Here is a 17,609-nt window from a genome sequence, read left to right as displayed (position 1 = left end):
CCGACCCTCTACGGTCTCGCGGTCTGCGGTTCCGGTTCTGGGCTTTTGATTTATTGAGAAGATCAACAGCGCACAACCGTGACCCCAGACAGATGAGCAGACGGGGTCTGACACTCGTGTCAGACCCCGGTTTACCGGTTTTAATCAGGTAAAATCCGGCTCTTGATTCTTTTCCATCACCACCATGCACATCCACATCCTAGGCATTTGCGGCACTTTCATGGGCGGCCTTGCCGTTCTGGCAAAGGAAGCCGGCCACCGCGTAACGGGTTGCGACGCCAACGTCTATCCCCCGATGAGCACGCAGCTGGAAGCGCAGGGTATTGAGCTGATCCAGGGCTTTGGCCCCGAGCAAGTGGAACTGAATCCCGATTTATATGTGATCGGCAACGTGGTTTCGCGCGGCAATCCGCTGGTCGAAGAGATCATGAACCGCAACCTGCCGATGATCTCCGGCCCGCAGTGGATCGGCGACCACATCCTGAAAGACAAATGGGTGCTGTCGGTCGCCGGCACGCACGGCAAGACCACCACCTCGGCCATGGTGGCCTGGATACTGGAACATGCCGGTTACGCTCCCGGCTTCCTGATCGGCGGCATTCCGCAGAACTTCGGCATCTCGGCGCGCCTGACCGGTCCTGGCGCCAGCTCCGAATTCTTCGTCATCGAAGCGGACGAATATGACACTGCCTTCTTCGACAAGCGCAGCAAGTTTGTGCACTACCACTCGAAAACCGCCATCCTGAACAACCTGGAATACGACCACGCCGACATCTTCCCCGACATCGGCGCCATCGAAACCCAGTTCCACCACCTGGTGCGCACCGTGCCGGGCATCGGCCGCGTGATCGCCAATGCCGACCAAACCAGCCTGCAGCGCGTGCTGAAGCGCGGCTGCTGGAGCGAGAAGGAAACTTTCGGCAGTGCGGACGGCGCCGACTGGGCCATGGCCGAACATGCCGATGGCAGCTTCGACGTGATCTTCAAAGGCGCCAAGTCCGCCACCGTGAACTGGCAACTGACCGGTAAACATAATCGTTCCAATGCGCTGGCAGCGATTGCCGCTGCGCGCCACGTGGGCGTACCGATCGAGATCGCCGTGCAGGCACTGGCCAGCTTCCAGAGCGTCAAGCGCCGCATGGAAGTGCGCGGCAGCGTCAACGGCGTGACCGTCTACGATGACTTCGCCCACCATCCGACTGCCATCGAGACCACGGTCGGTGGCCTGCGCCAGAAGATCGGCAAGAATGTCCGCATCCTGGCTGTGCTGGAGCCGCGCTCCAACACCATGAAGCTGGGCACCATGAAAGATGCGCTGCCCGGCAGCCTGAAAGAGGCCGACCTGGTATTCGGCTTCGGCAGCGAGAAAGCCCTGGGCTGGAAGCTGGGCGAAGCACTGTTGCCAATGGGCGAAATCGCGTCGGCCTACGACGACCTCGACCTGATGGTGAAAGCCATCGTGGCGCAGGCCAGGCCGGGCGACCATATTATTGTGATGAGCAATGGCGGCTTCGGCGGCGTCCACCAGAAATTGCTGGAGGCCCTGAAGTAATGATTTTGTACCTGCATGGCTTCCGCTCCTCGCCGCTGTCGATGAAGGCGCGGCTGACCGGGGAGCGGATGGCGCAGCTTGGCCGCAGCGCCGAGTTCATCTGCCCGCAACTGCCGGCCAGCCCCAAGCTGGCGATGGAGCTGGCGTTCGGCTTGGTGGCGGGCGTGCCGGCGAAAGAACTGGCCATCGTCGGCTCCTCGCTGGGCGGCTACTACGCCACGTGGATGGCGGAAAAGCTGGGCTGCCGCGCCGTCCTGCTGAACCCCGCCGTGGTGCCGATGCTGGATCTCGACCAGCACGTCGGCGTCACCACCGCCTACCACTCGGACCAGCCGTTCGAATTCAAGCGTGAATATATAGGGCAACTGCGGGCGCTGGCCGTGGCGCAAGTCACGCAGCCGGAACGCTATTTCCTGGTCGCCTGCACCGGCGACGAAGTGCTGGACTACCGCGACATGGTGGCGCATTATGCCGGCGCGAAGCAGAAGGTGGTGCAGGGCAGCGACCACGCCATCAGCGAGTACGCCGGCTACCTCGGCGAAGTACTCGAGTTTTGCGGCACCACGGGCAAAATTCAATGAAAGGTCAATCGCTGCGCCAGGCCAACTGGCACGCTCACGTGCTCGCGACAAACGCCCCGCACCCTTACCGCCACTGGCTGACGGGCGGCGGTTCGCTGACCAATAAGCTGAAAGCGCACAGCAGCGTCTTCCGCGTGCAATTGCTGCACCAGGACACGGCAACCTGCCTCGCCGACGAAGCCAATATCATCGGCTACCATCGCCCCGGCCGCGTCTGGGAGCGGGAGGTTTTGCTGCGGTGTGATAATACGCCTGTCGTCTTCGCCCACACCGTGGTGCCGATGTCGGCCGACGCCTCGGATTGGCCGCTGTTCAGCGCCCTGGGCGAACGCTCGCTCGGCAGTACGCTGTTTGGCGACCCGCAAGTGCGGCGCGGCGAACTGGAATTTGCGCGCTTGCGCGCGACTCATCCGCTGGCCCGGCGCGCCCGCGGCGCCCTGGCGGTGCATGGTGCCGCGGTGCCGGATGACGCTTTACTGTATGCACGGCGCTGCCTGTACCAGCGCCATGAAGGAACTTTGCTGGTGACCGAGGTTTTCCTGCCGCCGGTGCTCCAGCTTGAACGGAACAATGTGAAATGAATGTATTTTTTGAAGAATCCGGCGATTTCAAAGTAGGCAGCGTGCTGTCGCGAGCAGGCGAGGCCTACCAGGTCGAAATGGCAAGCGGCAAGCGCAACAAGGTCAAGACCAAGGATGTGATGCTGCAGTTCGACAAGCCGTCGCCGGCCGAACTGATGGAGCAGGCCAAGGCCATCGCCGCCGACGTCGACCTGGACTTCCTGTGGGAAGTGGCGGGCGAAGAGGAATTCGGTTTTGCCGAGCTGGGCGCCGAGTATTTCGGCCACGCCCCGCAGCCGGCCGAAGCAGCCGGCCTGATCCTGAGCCTGCACGCCGCCCCGATCTACTTCCACAAGAAGGGCCGCGGCCGCTACAAGAAAGCGCCGGAGCAGACCCTGAAGGCCGCCTTGGCCGGCATCGAAAAGAAGAAGCAGCAAGCCATCATCCAGGGCCAGTATGCCGAGGAACTGAAGGCGGGCACCCTGCCGGCATCGATGCAGAACATCGTAAGCCAGCTGCTGTTCAAGCCGGACAAGAACACGATTGAATACAAGGCGCTGGAGCAAGCCGCCAACGAGGCGCACACCACGCCGGCGCGCCTGATGCTGTCGGCCGGCGGCATCAAGTCGCCGAAAGACCTGCACATGGCCAGGTTCCTGTTCGAGAACTTCCCCAAAGGCCACGGTTTCCCGGAACTGCCGGTGCCTGCCGCGCCGGCCGGCTTGCCCACTGCGGCAGTCGAAGCATTCTCGATTGACGACGTGACCACCACCGAGATCGACGACGCCTTCTCCGTGGTGCACCAGGCGGATGGCAAGGTGCGGGTCGGCATCCACATCGCCGCCCCTGGCCTGGGCATCAAGCCGGACGACGCCATCGACAAGATCGCGCGCGGCCGCATGTCCACGGTCTATATGCCGGGCGATAAGATCACCATGCTGCCGGACAGCATCGTCGACGCCTTCACCCTGGCCGAAGGCAAGACCTGCCCGGCGCTGTCGCTGTACGCCGTGCTCGATCCGGCCGACTGGTCGGTGATTTCGACCGAAACCAGGGCCGAGCTGGTCCCGATTGCCAACAACCTGCGCCACAACACGCTGGACGAACTGGTCAACGAGGAAACCCTGGCCAGCGGCGCGGGCGACTACCCGCGCAAGGCCGAACTGACCCTGCTGTGGGGCTGGGCCCAGCACCTGGAAGCGGGCCGCATGGTCAAGCGCGAGGCCTTTGGCCTGAAGCCGGAACAGAACAACCGCGTCGACTTCAACTTCTACGTGGAAGACGACGTGGTCACCATCGCCCGCCGCAAGCGCGGCGCGCCGCTGGACAAGATCGTGGCCGAGCTGATGATCTTCGCCAACAGCACCTGGGGCAAGCTGATGCATGACCACGGCGTGCCGGGCATTTACCGTACCCAGGGGCAGGGCGTCGGCGGCTGGGCCGCCAAGATGCAGGTACGCATGATGACCCAGGCCGCGCCGCACCAGGGCCTGGGCGTCGACCAGTACGCCTGGTCGACCTCGCCGCTGCGCCGGTATACCGACCTGGTCAACCAGTGGCAGATCCTGGCTTGCGCCTCGCATGGCGTGACCGCGCCGATGGTGGCGCCGTTCAAGCACAAGGATGCCAACCTGTTTGCCATCGTGTCGGCCTTCGATGCGGCCTACGCGGCGTATGCCGACTTCCAGTCGAATATGGAGCGTTACTGGTGCCTGCGCTGGCTGGGCCAGGAAAATGCGAAGGAAGTCGAGGCGGTGGTGTTGAAGGATGAAGTGCTGCGCCTGGCCGATATTCCGCTGATCGTGCGCATGCCGGGCATGCCGTCTGTTGCACGCGGGTCACACGTGAAGCTGGACCTGCTGCGCTGGGACGAAGTCGACCTTGCCATCGAGACGCGCCTGCAGGAAGGCTCGATTACCTTGCCTGCCGAGCCCGAAGCGGAACTGGACGAGGAAGAGGCGCCGGCCGACCCGGCGCAGCCGACCGAGGTCGATGCGGAGGAAGCTTCGCTCGCCAGCGAGACGGTTGTTACCGAACCAGGCCCACAGTGAAGTAGAATTCAAGATTCTCAAAAGCATCATTTCTGATTCCAGCGCGTGAAGTCTTTCAAAGAAAACCAGTTCCTTGTCATCGCCACCGCAGTATCGGTGGTGTTCCACGCCGTGGCGCTGACGGTGCATTTCGTCGCCCCCAAAGATTTCAAGGTCGAGCCAACCGACCCCGGCCTTGAAGTCATCCTGGTCAATGCCAAGCATGCATCGAAGCCGCTGAAGGCCGATGCGCTGGCGCAGGCCGACCTGGATGGCGGCGGCAATGCCGATGCCGGCCGTGCCAAGTCGCCGCTGCCCGACATGCGCCGCATGGAAACCGGCGAAAGCATCAAGGCTTCCCAGCGTTATATGCAGGAGCTGGAAGAACGCCAGAAAAACCTGCTGACCCAGGTCAGGAAGAGTCCTTTGAGCGCGGCACCGGTGGCGGAAAAGAACCAGACCGATCCGAGCCGCACCGGCGCCGAGCTGATTGAAAGCAGCAAGGCCATCGCCCGCATGGAAGCGGAAATCACGCAAACCATCGAAGACCAGAACAAGCGTCCGAAAAAGACTTTCCTGTCGCCGAGCACGCAGGGCGTGGGCTATGCCATGTATTACAACGCCTTCCGCCGCCGCGTGGAAGATATCGGCACGCTGAATTTCCCGCAGAAGGATGGGCGCAAGCTGTATGGCGTGGTAGTGCTGAGCATTCCTATCTTCCAGGACGGCAGCGTCTATGAAAAGGAAGGCGGCACCGTGGTTGAACGCAGTTCCGGCAACCCGGATCTCGATAAAGCGGCCATCAGCATCGTGCGCCGCTCCGCACCGTTCGGCAAATTCCCGCCGAATATGCGCTCCAAGGATCGCGACGACCTGTGGGTGATCGTGCAGAAGTTCGTGTTCACGCGCGAAGAAAAGGTCGAGGTTTCCTACGGAAGCAACCAGTAATGGACAAGTACTGCGTCTTCGGCAACCCGATTGCCCACAGCAAGTCGCCTGAAATCCACGCGGCTTATGCGGCGCAGACTGGCCAGCAACTGAGTTACGAAAAATGGCTGGCCCCGCTGGATGGCTTCGGCGCCGCGGTGCAAGCCTTTATTGCGGGTGGCGGCAAGGGGGCCAACGTCACCGTGCCGTTCAAACTGGAAGCGCACAAGCTGGCTAGCTCCCTGACCGTGCGCGCCCAGGCCGCAGGCGCCGTGAACACCCTGGTGTTCGACGCCGACGGCGGCATCACGGGCGACAATACCGATGGCGCCGGCCTGGTGGCCGATATCGTGCTCAATGCCGGCGTGCCGATTACCGGCAAGCGCGTGCTGCTGCTGGGTGCCGGCGGCGCCGCGCGCGGCGTGGTGCTGCCCATCCTGGAACACCGTCCGGCGTCGCTGGTGATTGCCAACCGCACCGTCGCCACCGCGGAAGCTCTGGTCGATCAGTTCGGCGCGCTGGCCGGGCCGGGCGTGCTGTCGCCCTGCGGCTTTGCCGACGTGCTGGGCGCTTTCGACATCATCATCAATGCCACGTCCGCCAGCCTGAGCGCCGACCTGCCGCCGGTGCCGGCCACCGTCTTCGCGCACGGCGCCCTGGCGCTGGACATGATGTACGGCGCCAAGCCGACCGTCTTCATGGAATTCGCCGCCCGCCACGGCGCCGTCACGCGCGACGGCCTGGGCATGCTGGTCGAGCAAGCCGCCGAAGCCTTCCAGCTCTGGCGCGGCGTGCGCCCGCAAACTGCCGAAGTGCTGCAGCAGTTGCGCGCCAAGTTATGATCAAGAAGCTGAAATGGTTCATCATCGTCCCGATCGCGATTTTCCTCGCGGTGCAGTTGTATTTCTTCGTGCAGATCTGGTGGTGGGTCGACCATAACCCGAGCATGACGGCCTTCATGCGCGAGCAGCAGGCGGCGATGCAGGAGAAGGACCCGAAAGCGCGCGTACAGCAGGCCTGGGTCAGCTACCCGGCCATTTCGCCGAACCTGAAACGCGCCGTGATCGCTTCGGAAGACGCCAACTTCGCCGAACATGAAGGCGTGGATTGGGAGGCGATGCAGAAAGCCTACGAGCATAACCAGGAAAATAAAAAGGGCGCCAAGATCCATGGCGGCTCGACGATCACCCAGCAGCTGGCCAAGAACCTGTTCCTGTCCGGCTCGCGCAGCTACCTGCGCAAGGGGCAGGAGCTGATCATCACTTACATGCTGGAGCTGCTGATGGATAAGCGCCGCATCTTCGAGATCTACCTGAATGTGGCGGAGTTCGGCCGCGGCATTTACGGCGCGGAAGCAGCGGCGCGCCATTATTACCGGATCCCGGCGTCCCGGCTGGGGCCTGAACAGGCGGCGCGGCTGGCAGTGATGCTGCCGCGCCCCAAATACTTTGATGCGCACCGCGAATCGGCTTACCTGGCGCGGCGTACCAGCATCATCATGCAAAGAATGAATTCGGCGGAGCTTCCTTGAAAAAATATCAATCGGGCATCAGCCTGGTCACCGTGGCGGTCATCATGGGCGCCCTGGGCGCAGTGGCGGTATTTGCGCTGATCTCCATGCGGCAGGACCGAAACCTGTTTGCCGAAGGCTTGAACAAGGTCGGCGCCAAGGCTGCCGAAGCGGCGGCGCCCGTGGTGGCAACGGTGACGCCGCCGGCGGCGCCGATGCGCAAGTGCGTCATCAATGGCCAGACGGTGATTTCCAATACCGACTGTGGTGAAAAGGGCAAAGTCATCGAGATCCACGACACGCGCGGGATCGAGGCGCCGAAAGAGCCGCCCAAGCCGCCGCCAGCGGCGATGCCAAGTGCCACAGAGCGTGCCATCGAGCGCGCGACACGCTAAAAAATATGCAGCGCCGGGGGTGGCAACGGCTACCCCTTTGCGGGTACACTTGCGAAGTTTTTTAGAACCCGCGCTCTACACCTCCTGTCCGGCTGAGATTGCCTATGATCAATGTTTTCGTTTTACAAAATGGCCGGCTCAACCAGGTGCCTATTGAGACGCGCGAAGACCTTGAACAAGTGGCGCCGGTCTGGGTCGACCTGACCGATCCCACAGAAGCCGAACGCGCCTGGGTCAAGTCCATCTACGGCGTGATCCTGCCCGGCGAAGACGAAGTCAAGGACATCGAAGCTTCCGCCCGTTACTACGAAGCGGAAAACGGCGACCTCCACCTGCGTACCGACTTCCTGCTGGAAGAAGATGAAGGCCCGTCGCGCGTGGTGACGGTGGCGTTCATCCTGGCCAAGAAAATGCTGTTCTCGGTGCACACCGACGACCTGCCGGTGTTCCGCCTGGTGCGCATGCGCGCCCGTTCGCGCCCGGGCTCGATCGCCGACTACATGGACGTGCTGCTGGACCTGTACGCTACCGACGCCGAATACTCGGCGGACGCGCTGGAGGGCATCTACCAGAACCTGGAAGAAGTCTCGGGCCGCGTGCTGCAGGAGGAATTCACCGACAAGGACGCAGCCGACGCCCTGAGCGCCATCGCCCACGAGGAAGACTTGAACGGCCGTATCCGCCGCAACATGATGGATACACGCCGCGCGGTGTCGTTCCTGATGCGCGGCCGCCTGCTGAATTCCGACCAGTTCGAGGAAGCGCGCCAGATCCTGCGCGACATCGAATCGCTGGACGGCCACACCTCCTTCCTGTTCGATAAGATCAACTTCCTGATGGATGCCACCGTCGGCTTCATCAACATTAACCAGAATAAGATCATCAAGATCTTCTCGGTGGCGTCGGTGGCCTTCCTGCCGCCGACCCTGATCGCCTCGGTGTACGGCATGAACTTCGACTTCATGCCGGAACTGAAGTGGCAGATTGGCTATGGCTGGGCCTGGGGCCTGATGATCGTCAGCGCCGCCGCGCCGCTGCTGTACTTCCGCCGCCGCGGCTGGCTCAGGTAGGCGATGCGCCCGGCGGCACAGGACTATCGACCGGATATCGATGGCCTGCGCGCCGTTGCGGTGTTGGCCGTCATCATCTTCCACATGCGGGCGGAGTGGCTGCCCGGCGGCTTTGTCGGCGTCGACATCTTCTTCGTCATTTCCGGCTACCTGATCACGCGCTACATCCTGCAGGAGCTGGGCGCCGGCACCTTCTCCCTGGCCGAATTCTACCGCCGCCGCATCAAGCGCATTGCACCGGCCATGCTGCTGGTGCTGGGCGTCACGCTGGCGCTGTCGGCGCTGCTGATGCTGCCGGAAGACGTGCGCACCACGGCCAAGTCGGCAGTGTGGTCGCTGGCTTCGCTGGCCAATTTCTATTTCTGCTTCTTCAAGGACAGCGGCTACTTCGCCGGCGGCAACGAGAACTATCCCTTGCTGCACCTGTGGTCGCTCGGCGTGGAAGAACAGTTCTATATGCTGTGGCCCTTGCTGCTGATGTGCTGGCGGCCGCGCAGCCGGCTGGCCTACCTGCTGGTGGCCGGCGGCCTGGCGGCGGCATCGTTCCTCGGCGCCGAATGGCTGGTGGGGGCGCAAAAAGACCTGGCCTATTTCATGCTGCCCACGCGCGGCGGCGAAATGCTGGCCGGCGCCATGCTGGCCTGGCCGGCGCGCGACGGCCAGGCAGCTTGGCGGCCGCGCGTGGCTGGCGCGGCGGCCCTGCTGGGCGCGGCGCTGATCCTGTGGTCGCTATTTGGCCTGTCGAAGCTGGATCGCTTCCCCGGCCTGCTGGCCTTGCCGCCCACGCTGGGAACGGCCTTGCTGATCCAGGCCGGGCGCAGCCGCTATGCCGGCATCGGCTTGCTGGCGCACCGCGTGCCGGTGGCCATCGGCAAGGTGTCGTACTCGGCCTACCTGTGGCACTGGCCGCTGATCGCCCTGTGGCAGTATGGTTACGGCGCGCCCGATCTGAAGGTGGCACTGCTGCTGGCGGCGCTGACCTTCGCGCTGGCTGCGCTCAGCTACCGCCTGGTCGAAGTGCCGGCGCGCCACTCCCGCGCGCCGCTGTTGCCGCTGGCCTGGCGCCAGTTCGTCCTGCCGGGCGGCTTGGCCGGCATGGCGGCACTGGCCCTGGTATATGGCGGAAAGATCTGGCCGGGCCTGCTTGACACCCCGTATCGCAAGGAACTGGTCCGGCTGGGCGACGCCAACCAGCCCGCCGCCGGCCAGCCCTATGTCTGCCATCGCCAGCGCCTGAGCGAATCGGACCTGGTGGATGCGCAGTGCGTGGTCGGCAGCGGCCCTGGCCAGATCCGGGTGCTGCTGTGGGGCGATTCGAACGCGGCCCATTACGTCGGCATGCTGGGCGAATTCACCAGGCATTCGGCGCTGCGCTTCCGCAACCTGGAAATCGGTTCCTGCCCGCCGGTGCTGGGCGACCCGGCACCCTTTGTCGAAGCGCGCCGCCTGCAGGATTGCCGCAATTCCCTCAAGCTGGTGCAAGGCGTGCTGGCGCAGTACGACATGATCATCCTCGGCGCCTCCTGGTCGCAATACCAGGCCCGTTCGCCGCAGTTCTTCGAACAATTGAGCGCGACCGTAAGCCAGTTGACGCGCCAGGACAAGAAAGTGGTCCTGCTTGGCAAGGTGCCGGAGGTGCCGGGCGTGCGGCGCGGTTGCCAGGCGAAGGCGCTGACTTATCCGGCGCTGGATTGCCAGCCGTCCGGGGTCGAGATCAAGCCCGAAATCGCGGCGGCCAACGACTACCTGCGCCAACTGGCGCGCCAGGACCGCAACGTGGCCTACTTCGACGCCAACGCTTACCTGTGCGACAACGGCGTCTGCCGCGCGCACGAGGCCGACGGCAGCTTGCGCTATGCCGACGCCAGCCACCTGACCATGCCTTATTCCTGGCGCTTGGGGCGCCGCATCTACGACGCCGAAGGCGTGCCCGCCGCGTTCAGCCAGCCGCACTGGGCCGCCGACCGGCAACCGCCGCCGTAGCGAAGCCGGTCTGCACCAATACGTTGTGCGTGGTTTCGCGTGCCGGCAGTGCGCAACACCTGGTTGCGCACTGGGCAGCAAGATGCCGGCAAATGGTTGCGTGGTGAAAATGCCTTCGTCAATCTGTAGAGCGCGAATGACCATCCGGTCCCGCCCCACCATTACCGTTCTTGCACTACTGCAACATATTTGTTGAAATTGGGCAACATATTCATTTGCTAAGTCCCGTTTGATAGGTAAAATTTCGTCGCAACTCCCGGTTGCGGAAATTTTAACTACACGAAAGGGCTGAGATGAGCTTCCGATTTGGACTGCTGGCTGCCGTTGCCGCAGCACTCCTGAGCGGCTGCGCCAGCGCGCCCCAAGCCCCGGTATCGAAGGGCTTCAGGGTCTTTGCTGAACCGGGGTTGCGGGTCGGTGTCGCGATGAGCAGGCTGCCGAAGGTCGATACCAGTTTCCCCGGCGCCGATTGGCCGCTGACCCGCGTTGCCGCCTCGGTTGCGAATGCCGCGCTGACGGCCCATACCCGGACCTTGCCGGCTGACGACCTGGCCAGCCTGAAGGGCGACATCGCCGAAGCGCTGAAACTGAAGGGCCAGGTGCCGGTCATGATCGACGAGCCGATTGCGGCCGACCAGTTGCCGAAAGCCAGCGCCACGGCGCGCAATGCGGCCGCCAGGGATTACGCATCGCTGCGATCGAAATACCGGCTCGACAAGCTGCTGGTGGTGGAGTTGACCGAAGTCGGCATCACCCGCCCTTATTCTTCCTATATTCCAACAGGCGACCCCAAGGGTATCGTGAGCGGCGTCAGCTATATGGTCAACCTCAAGGACAATTCCTATGACTGGTACCAGCCGGTGTTGCGGCAAAAGAGCGCGCACGGCAACTGGGATGAGGCGCCGGCTTTCCCTGGCTTGAGCAATGCCTATTTCCAGGCGATTGAAGAGGCGCGCCAGGCCATCCTCAAGCCGCTGGCAAACTGATGGCACGCCAGATCCTGATTGCGTTGGCCGCGCTGTTGGCCTGCATGCCGGCCACGCAGGCGAGCGAATCGGTCGAGCCCGATGCCGCCTGGTCGCTGAGTTTGCCGGCCAGGGAAAAAGTCGATTTCCGCGGCCAGGTCAATTTCGACAAGGCAGGGCAGGAGCCGGGCACCATGCTGTACCCGGCGCCTGGCCTGCTTGGCTTTATCGTGGCCCTGGTGACGCATGCGGCGGTGGTCAACGGCCAAAGGAAAGAGCAACTCAGCGAGATGCAAACCGACGCCGACCGGATCCTGGTGCCGTTTAGGAAAACGCTGGACTCCTTCAACTACGGTGAACTGGCCGAGCGGGCGGGCGTGCCCTTGCTGGCGCCCAATGCCCGGCCACAGTCGGGCTGGCGGATTTCCAGCACGCCGGTGTTTTACATGACGCAGGACCAGACCGCGCTGATCATTGATAACACCGTGTCCGTATTCCAGGGCGGCAGCGAGCAGCCGGTCTACAGCAACACGGTACGGGTGGTGTCGCGCGCGGTCGAAGTCGAGAATGAGGCCGTATTCTGGCAAAAGGACGGCGGCCTGCGGCTGCGCGAGGCGAGCGCCGCACTGTTCCGCGCCTCGGTGGAGATCGTGCGCAAGCATGCGCTGGCACCGGCCGCGGGGGCCGCCGGTGCCCAACGGACCTTCCATTACCTGGAAGGGCAGACCGATGCGCTCGAACGGGCAGAACCGATCAGCGAACACTGCGGCCGGGCGCTGATCAGGAACCTGCGCGGCTGGTTGATGTCGGTGCCGCTCCAGCGCACCCGCCCGGCAGCGGCCGAGTGCGAGGCGCCGGCCGGTTCGCCGGCGCGCTAATCACGCTGCAAGATTGCAACACTGCCTGTAACCATTGGTTAAGCAGTGTTTGCCCACGCCTGCCCGGCACGCCCGTGCCGCGCCGCTTTTGTACTTGTCGGTTATTTACTGCATTCCGCTGTGTATTGACACGAAAGTATCTCCGCCACATTCTTTCGATTCACAATTCACATTTTCCAGGAGGCTGAATGACTGAGGTCGGTTTGTCTCCTTCATCGCAAGCGATGCTGGCGCTGCGCGACCAGGTGATCGACGCCTGGCGCCAGGCCGCGCGGGAGACGCTGGGCAAGGCCGGCGAGCTGCCCGATCCGATCTTGCTGAACACCTTGCCGACTTTTTACGAACACCTGGCGCGCCTGCTGACGCAAGAGTTTTACCAGGCCAGCGGGGTCGACGTGGCGCTGATCGCACAAGAGCATGGCGGCGAGCGGGCGCGCCTGAGCGGCTATGACACCACCACCCTGATCCGCGAATACCAGTTGTTCCGGCAGGTGCTGTTCAAGATGCTGCACCAGGGCAACGTGACGCTGACGCATGAGCAGCGTGAAGCGATTGCCACCTCGATCGACAGCGCCATCCGCGAAAGCGTGACGGCATTTGCGCTGATCCAGTCGGCGCTGCGCGAGCAGTTCATCGCCGCCCTGACGCATGATTTGCGCACGCCGCTGTCGACGGTCAGCGTGGCGGCGCAGGTGATCGAAAGCAAGGCGCCGAGCGACGATATCCGCCGCCTGGCCGAGCGCATCGTGGTGAACGCGCAGCGCATCGAGGCCATGACACGCGACCTGCTCGATTGCATGGTGTTTGAAGGTGGACAGCGCCTGCCGCTGCACCTGGAGGAATTCGACCTGGCCTTGCTGGCGTATGAGATTGCGCAGCAAACGATCGAGCGCAGCGCAGTGCAGGTGCAGGTGGAATTTGAGTCGGCCGTGGGGCACTGGTGCCGCGCCTCGCTGCAGCGGGCGCTGGAGAACTTGCTGGGCAATGCGATCAAGTATCGTGCACCGGGCACGCCGGTACTGGTGCGGGTGGGCAGCCTTGGCCAGCGCGTGCAATTGTCCGTGCACAATGAGGGCGATCCGATCCCGCCGGAAGAGATGGAATCGATCTTCCAGGTCTACCGCCGCGCGCGCGGCGGCAAATGCACCAAGGATGGCTGGGGAGTCGGGCTGCCGTATGCGCGCCGCGTGGCGGAGAGCCACGGCGGCAGCATCATCGTCACCAGTTCCGCGGCGCTGGGCACCACCTTCCTGATCGACATCCCGATGGACGCGCGGCCTTTCGGCAGCGCGCCGGTGCTTTAGAGCGTAGCGAAGACTTTTTTCGCGGCAGCGATGGTGGCGTCGATCACGGCATCATCGTGCTGCGCGCTGACGAAACCCGCTTCGAAGGCGGCGGGGGCGAAGTAGACGCCTTCGTCCAGCATCTTGTGGAAGAACAGGTTGAACTTGTCGCGGTCGCCGGCCATCATTTCAGCGTAGTTGTTGGGCGGGGTGGCGCTGAAGTACAGGCCGAACATGCCGCCTTCGGCATCGGCGCAGAAGGTCACGCCGGCTTCTTTCGCGGCGGCGGTCAGGCCATCGGCCAGGCGGCGCGCGCTGCGGGCCAGACCGTCATAAAAGCCCGGCTGCTGGATCAGCTTCAGGGTGGTCATGCCGGCTGCCACGGCAACCGGATTGCCCGACAGGGTGCCGGCCTGGTACACGGCGCCAACCGGCGACATTTTCGACATCAGTTCCCTGGAACCGCCGAAGGCTGCCACCGGCAAGCCGCCGCCGATCACCTTGCCCAGCGCGGTCAGGTCCGGCTTGATGCCGTACCGTGCCTGTGCGCCGCCCAGGCCGACGCGGAAGCCGCACATCACTTCGTCGAATATCAGGATGGCGCCGTGCCGGGTGCACAGTTCGCGCAGCGCGCCCAGGAATTCCGGGGTGCCCTTGATCAGGTTCATATTGCCGGCCACCGGTTCCACGATGACGCAGGCGATTTCGTCGCCGTATTCTTCAAACGCGGTGCGGATCGCCTCCACGTTGTTGTAGTCCAGCACCAGGGTGTGTTTCACGAAGTCTTCCGGCACGCCGGCCGAGGTCGGGTTGCCGAAGGTGAGCAGGCCGCTGCCCGCTTTCACCAGCAGGGAGTCGGCGTGGCCGTGGTAGCAGCCTTCGAACTTGACGATCTTGTCGCGGCCGGTGGCGCCGCGCGCCAGGCGCAGCGCGCTCATGGTCGCTTCCGTGCCGGAGGAGACCAGGCGCACCTGTTCGATCGACGGCACCAGGCGGCAGATTTCTTCCGCCATCTCGATTTCCGCTTCGGTTGGCGCGCCGAAGGACAGGCCGCGCGTCGCCGCGTCCTGCACCGCCTTCACTACTTGCGGATGGGCGTGGCCGACGATGGCCGGGCCCCAGGAGCCGATGTAGTCGATATAGCGCTTGCCGTCCGCATCCCAGAAGTAAGGACCTTCGGCGCGGGTGATGAAGCGCGGCGTGCCGCCCACCGAACGGAAGGCGCGCACCGGCGAGTTGACGCCGCCCGGGGTGGTTTTCTGGGCGCGTTCAAACAGGGTGTCGTTTTTCGAAATGGTCATAGTTTGAAGAATCGATTGGGGACAAAGCGCCCCATGCCGTAGCGCTGGGCATGAAGCAGGGTCTGGTAAGTGTATTGCTCGGCGCGTTCCACCGCTTCCGGCACGGCCAGGCCGTGCGCCAGGTAAGCGGCGATGGCGGCCGACAGGGTGCCGCCGGCGCCCACGAAGGGGCCGGGCAGGTGTTGCCATTTATCGTGACGCAGCACGCCTTCGGCGTTATACAGGGTGTTGGCGCGCTGGCCGCTGCCGGCATTGGTGCCGGTCACCAGCACGTATTCGCAACCGAGGTCGATCAGGTGCTCGGCGTCGTCGGCCATGGTTTCGCCGTTGCCCAGCTCGCGCCAGGTTTCAGCCATGCGCGCCAGCTCGACTTCGGACAGCATCAGCAGCGTGCCTTGCGGCACCAGCAGCTGGCGCAGCACCGTCAGCAGTTCTTCCGGATCGTCTTCGTCGCCCGGCGGCGGCAATTGGCTGCCGAAGGGATCGAGCACCAGCGGCGCATCGGGATAGTCGGAGACGATTTCGGCCAGGGTGGAGACATGCTCCAGGTGGTCCAGCGCGCCGACCTTGAAGGCTTGCACCGGTACGTCTTCCAGTACCATGCGGGCCTGGTCGGCCACCCAGTCGGGATCGACATGCTGCTGGTCTTCGACGCGCGCACTGTCGCCCACCAGCAGGGCGGTGGTGGCGGACAGGCCGCGGCAACCCAGGGCATTGAATACAGCCAGGTCGGCATGCACGCCAACCGCGCCGACCGGATCGGCCACGCCAAATGTCAGGATCAGGGGAGATGTTTGGTTTTGCACGGCGGGTAGATTAAGATACCTAATTCAGCATTTTACTTTATTAGAAGGTGACTCAACGTGAGCAGCAATGAACCAAGCCAGGAATTCCAAAGCTGGATGTGCCTGATCTGCGGATGGATTTACGACGAAGCCGCAGGCTTGCCGGAAGAAGGCATTGCACCAGGCACCCGCTGGGCCGATGTGCCGATGAACTGGACTTGCCCCGAATGCGGCGCGCGCAAGGATGATTTCGAAATGGTGGCGATCTAAAAGTTATATATTTGAAAACTCAGTTACTTGACAAATAATGAATGTTTCCAAGTTTTCAAATAAATAAGTGTTTCTTTTCAGCAGCATGATCTGCCACAGGCCCTCCCCCTGTGCTATCGTAGCGAGACTATTGAGCGAATACTTTAGAAATGACGAATAAACCGCAAGGAACCGGACTGAAAATCATGGTGATCGACGATAGCAGCACCATTCGTCGGTCTGCAGAAATTTTCCTGACCCAGGCGGGATACCAGGTAATCCTGGCCGAAGACGGCTTCGACGCGCTGGCCAAGATCAATGACCAGCAGCCGGCGCTGATCTTCTGCGACATCCTGATGCCGCGGCTGGATGGTTACCAAACCTGCGCCCTGATCAAAAAGAGCGCCAAGTTTCATTCCACCCCAGTGCTGATGCTCTCATCCAAGGATGGCCTGTTCGACCGTGCGCGCGGCGCCATGGTCGGTTCGGCTGCCTACCTGACCAAACCCTTCACCAAAGATAGCCTGCTGGCTGCGGTGCGAGAGCACACCGCCGCCGCCAGTGCGTAAACACCGTAATACAGAGAGTAAAGCATGGCCATTCAACGAATCCTGATCGTAGACGACTCGCCTACCGAGCGTTATTACCTGACCGACATCCTGGTACGCAGCGGCTTCACCGTTTCTACCGCTGAAAACGGCGAAGAAGCCATGGCCAAGATCAAGGCCGACAAGCCGCAACTGATCCTGATGGACGTGGTGATGCCTGGCCAGAACGGCTTCCAGGTCACGCGCGCCATCGCCAAGGACCCGGAACTGCAGGACGTGCCGATCATCATCTGCTCGTCCAAGAACCAGGAAACCGACCGCATCTGGGGCATTCGCCAGGGCGCCAAGGATTACCTGGTGAAACCGGTCGATGCAGCCGAGCTGCTGGCCAAGATCGCGGCACTCGGTTAAACGATGACGACCGAACAGCAGGCGCCGACCGGCGCTGAACGCCGCAGCCGCTTGCGGCAGTACCAAGTGACGCTGCTGGAGCGCATGCAGGCCGCCAAGGCCGGCACGGGCAATGCAGGCCGCGAGCTGGGCGTGCTGCTGGGCGGCCGCCGCTGCCTGCTGGACCTGACCCAGGTCGGCGAAATCGTGCCGTTCCAGGCCGTGACAGCAGTACCGCTGTCGCAGGACTGGTATCGCGGCCTGTCCAATATCCGCGGCAACCTGGTCGGTGTGGTCGACCTGGCGCGCTATATGGGCGAGGCCGGCACCCAGCCGGGTCCGGACAGCCGCCTGGTGACGTTGGCCACCCACCTCGGCTTCAACGTCGCAATCCTGGCCGGGCGTGTGCTTGGCTTGCGCAACCTGGACGAAATGGTGGAAGAAGCACCGGCGGACAATGGGCAAGCTGCCTGGGGTGGCCAGCAATTCAAAGACCGTGACGGGCAGCAGTGGACCAGGCTGGACCTGGGCCAACTGGTGCACGATGCGCGGTTCCTGCAAATCGGCCTGTAATCTCGCGCTGCCATCGGGCAGGCGCAATA

At 63.3% G+C, this 17,609-nt stretch carries 19 protein-coding genes; 17 read left to right on the top strand and 2 right to left on the bottom strand.

Annotation, left to right across the window (positions count from 1 at the left end; genetic code table 11):
* The first annotated feature begins 184 nt into the window (after window positions 1-184).
* From mpl to ASD58_RS09260, 13 genes are all read left to right on the top strand, one after another.
* The gene (gene mpl, locus ASD58_RS09320) at window positions 185-1,552 is read left to right on the top strand and encodes a UDP-N-acetylmuramate:L-alanyl-gamma-D-glutamyl-meso-diaminopimelate ligase (RefSeq protein ID WP_082565319.1); all 1,368 of its coding nucleotides are present in this window, start codon (window positions 185-187) and stop codon (window positions 1,550-1,552) included.
* On the top strand, window positions 1,552-2,133 hold the full coding sequence (locus ASD58_RS09315) for a YqiA/YcfP family alpha/beta fold hydrolase (protein ID WP_057260837.1): 582 nt from the start codon (window positions 1,552-1,554) through the stop codon (window positions 2,131-2,133). The genes mpl and ASD58_RS09315 overlap by 1 nt, the downstream gene beginning before the upstream one ends.
* A complete protein-coding gene (locus ASD58_RS09310; protein ID WP_057260836.1) occupies window positions 2,130-2,714 on the top strand; it encodes a chorismate lyase in 585 nt (194 codons plus the stop codon). Before ASD58_RS09315 ends, ASD58_RS09310 begins: the two co-directional genes overlap by 4 nt.
* The gene (locus ASD58_RS09305; RefSeq protein ID WP_057260835.1) at window positions 2,711-4,744 is read left to right on the top strand and encodes a ribonuclease catalytic domain-containing protein; all 2,034 of its coding nucleotides are present in this window, start codon (window positions 2,711-2,713) and stop codon (window positions 4,742-4,744) included. Before ASD58_RS09310 ends, ASD58_RS09305 begins: the two co-directional genes overlap by 4 nt.
* 45 nt (window positions 4,745-4,789) lie before the next feature.
* A complete protein-coding gene (locus tag ASD58_RS09300) occupies window positions 4,790-5,671 on the top strand; it encodes an energy transducer TonB (RefSeq protein WP_057260834.1) in 882 nt (293 codons plus the stop codon).
* The gene (gene aroE / locus ASD58_RS09295) at window positions 5,671-6,492 is read left to right on the top strand and encodes a shikimate dehydrogenase (protein ID WP_057260833.1); all 822 of its coding nucleotides are present in this window, start codon (window positions 5,671-5,673) and stop codon (window positions 6,490-6,492) included. Before ASD58_RS09300 ends, aroE begins: the two co-directional genes overlap by 1 nt.
* Window positions 6,489-7,181 carry a monofunctional biosynthetic peptidoglycan transglycosylase gene (gene mtgA / locus ASD58_RS09290; RefSeq protein ID WP_057260832.1) on the top strand — a complete coding sequence of 231 codons (693 nt, stop codon included), beginning with the start codon at window positions 6,489-6,491 and terminating at the stop codon, window positions 7,179-7,181. The genes aroE and mtgA overlap by 4 nt, the downstream gene beginning before the upstream one ends.
* Window positions 7,178-7,555, top strand: a complete 378-nt coding sequence (locus ASD58_RS09285; RefSeq protein WP_057260831.1) for a hypothetical protein — start codon at window positions 7,178-7,180, stop codon at window positions 7,553-7,555. Before mtgA ends, ASD58_RS09285 begins: the two co-directional genes overlap by 4 nt.
* Window positions 7,556-7,659: 104 nt before the next feature.
* Entirely contained in the window at window positions 7,660-8,625 is a 966-nt protein-coding gene (gene corA / locus ASD58_RS09280; protein WP_057260830.1) for a magnesium/cobalt transporter CorA, read from the top strand.
* Window positions 8,626-8,628: 3 nt separating this feature from the next.
* The gene (locus ASD58_RS09275; protein WP_057260829.1) at window positions 8,629-10,608 is read left to right on the top strand and encodes an acyltransferase family protein; all 1,980 of its coding nucleotides are present in this window, start codon (window positions 8,629-8,631) and stop codon (window positions 10,606-10,608) included.
* A 293-nt stretch (window positions 10,609-10,901) separates the two neighbouring features.
* Window positions 10,902-11,594, top strand: coding sequence for a hypothetical protein (locus tag ASD58_RS09270; RefSeq protein ID WP_057260828.1), 693 nt, complete (start codon window positions 10,902-10,904; stop codon window positions 11,592-11,594).
* A complete protein-coding gene (locus ASD58_RS09265) occupies window positions 11,594-12,451 on the top strand; it encodes a hypothetical protein (RefSeq protein WP_057260827.1) in 858 nt (285 codons plus the stop codon). Before ASD58_RS09270 ends, ASD58_RS09265 begins: the two co-directional genes overlap by 1 nt.
* 188 nt (window positions 12,452-12,639) lie before the next feature.
* Complete coding sequence (locus ASD58_RS09260) at window positions 12,640-13,755, top strand: sensor histidine kinase (protein WP_082565318.1); 1,116 nt, start codon at window positions 12,640-12,642, stop codon at window positions 13,753-13,755.
* On the opposite strand, the gene hemL is transcribed toward ASD58_RS09260, so the two are convergent.
* A complete protein-coding gene (gene hemL, locus ASD58_RS09255) occupies window positions 13,752-15,035 on the bottom strand; it encodes a glutamate-1-semialdehyde 2,1-aminomutase (RefSeq protein ID WP_057260825.1) in 1,284 nt (427 codons plus the stop codon). The two genes, ASD58_RS09260 and hemL, sit on opposite strands and share 4 nt — an antisense overlap.
* Window positions 15,032-15,841, bottom strand: a complete 810-nt coding sequence (locus tag ASD58_RS09250) for a bifunctional hydroxymethylpyrimidine kinase/phosphomethylpyrimidine kinase (RefSeq protein ID WP_057260824.1) — start codon at window positions 15,839-15,841, stop codon at window positions 15,032-15,034. The genes hemL and ASD58_RS09250 overlap by 4 nt, the downstream gene beginning before the upstream one ends.
* A 96-nt stretch (window positions 15,842-15,937) precedes the next feature.
* Here ASD58_RS09250 and ASD58_RS09245 point away from each other — a divergent pair, with 96 nt between their 5' ends.
* The 4 genes from ASD58_RS09245 to ASD58_RS09230 all read left to right on the top strand — a co-directional run bounded on the left by ASD58_RS09245 (window position 15,938) and on the right by ASD58_RS09230 (window position 17,580).
* Window positions 15,938-16,090 (top strand): rubredoxin, encoded by a 153-nt coding sequence (locus tag ASD58_RS09245; protein ID WP_028104578.1) that lies wholly within the window; start codon window positions 15,938-15,940, stop codon window positions 16,088-16,090.
* A gap of 149 nt (window positions 16,091-16,239) precedes the next feature.
* Window positions 16,240-16,638, top strand: coding sequence for a PleD family two-component system response regulator (locus ASD58_RS09240; RefSeq protein WP_055929366.1), 399 nt, complete (start codon window positions 16,240-16,242; stop codon window positions 16,636-16,638).
* Window positions 16,639-16,662: 24 nt separating this feature from the next.
* Window positions 16,663-17,028 carry a response regulator transcription factor gene (locus tag ASD58_RS09235; protein ID WP_055929369.1) on the top strand — a complete coding sequence of 122 codons (366 nt, stop codon included), beginning with the start codon at window positions 16,663-16,665 and terminating at the stop codon, window positions 17,026-17,028.
* Between the two features lie 3 nt (window positions 17,029-17,031).
* A complete protein-coding gene (locus ASD58_RS09230) occupies window positions 17,032-17,580 on the top strand; it encodes a chemotaxis protein CheW (RefSeq protein WP_057260823.1) in 549 nt (182 codons plus the stop codon).
* The last annotated feature ends 29 nt before the right edge of the window (window positions 17,581-17,609 follow it).

Source organism: Duganella sp. Root1480D1, from assembly GCF_001427305.1.
GTDB lineage: Bacteria > Pseudomonadota > Gammaproteobacteria > Burkholderiales > Burkholderiaceae_D > Rugamonas.
Note: the sequence above shows the minus strand (reverse complement) of the source record. Positions and strands in the feature narration are given on the sequence as shown.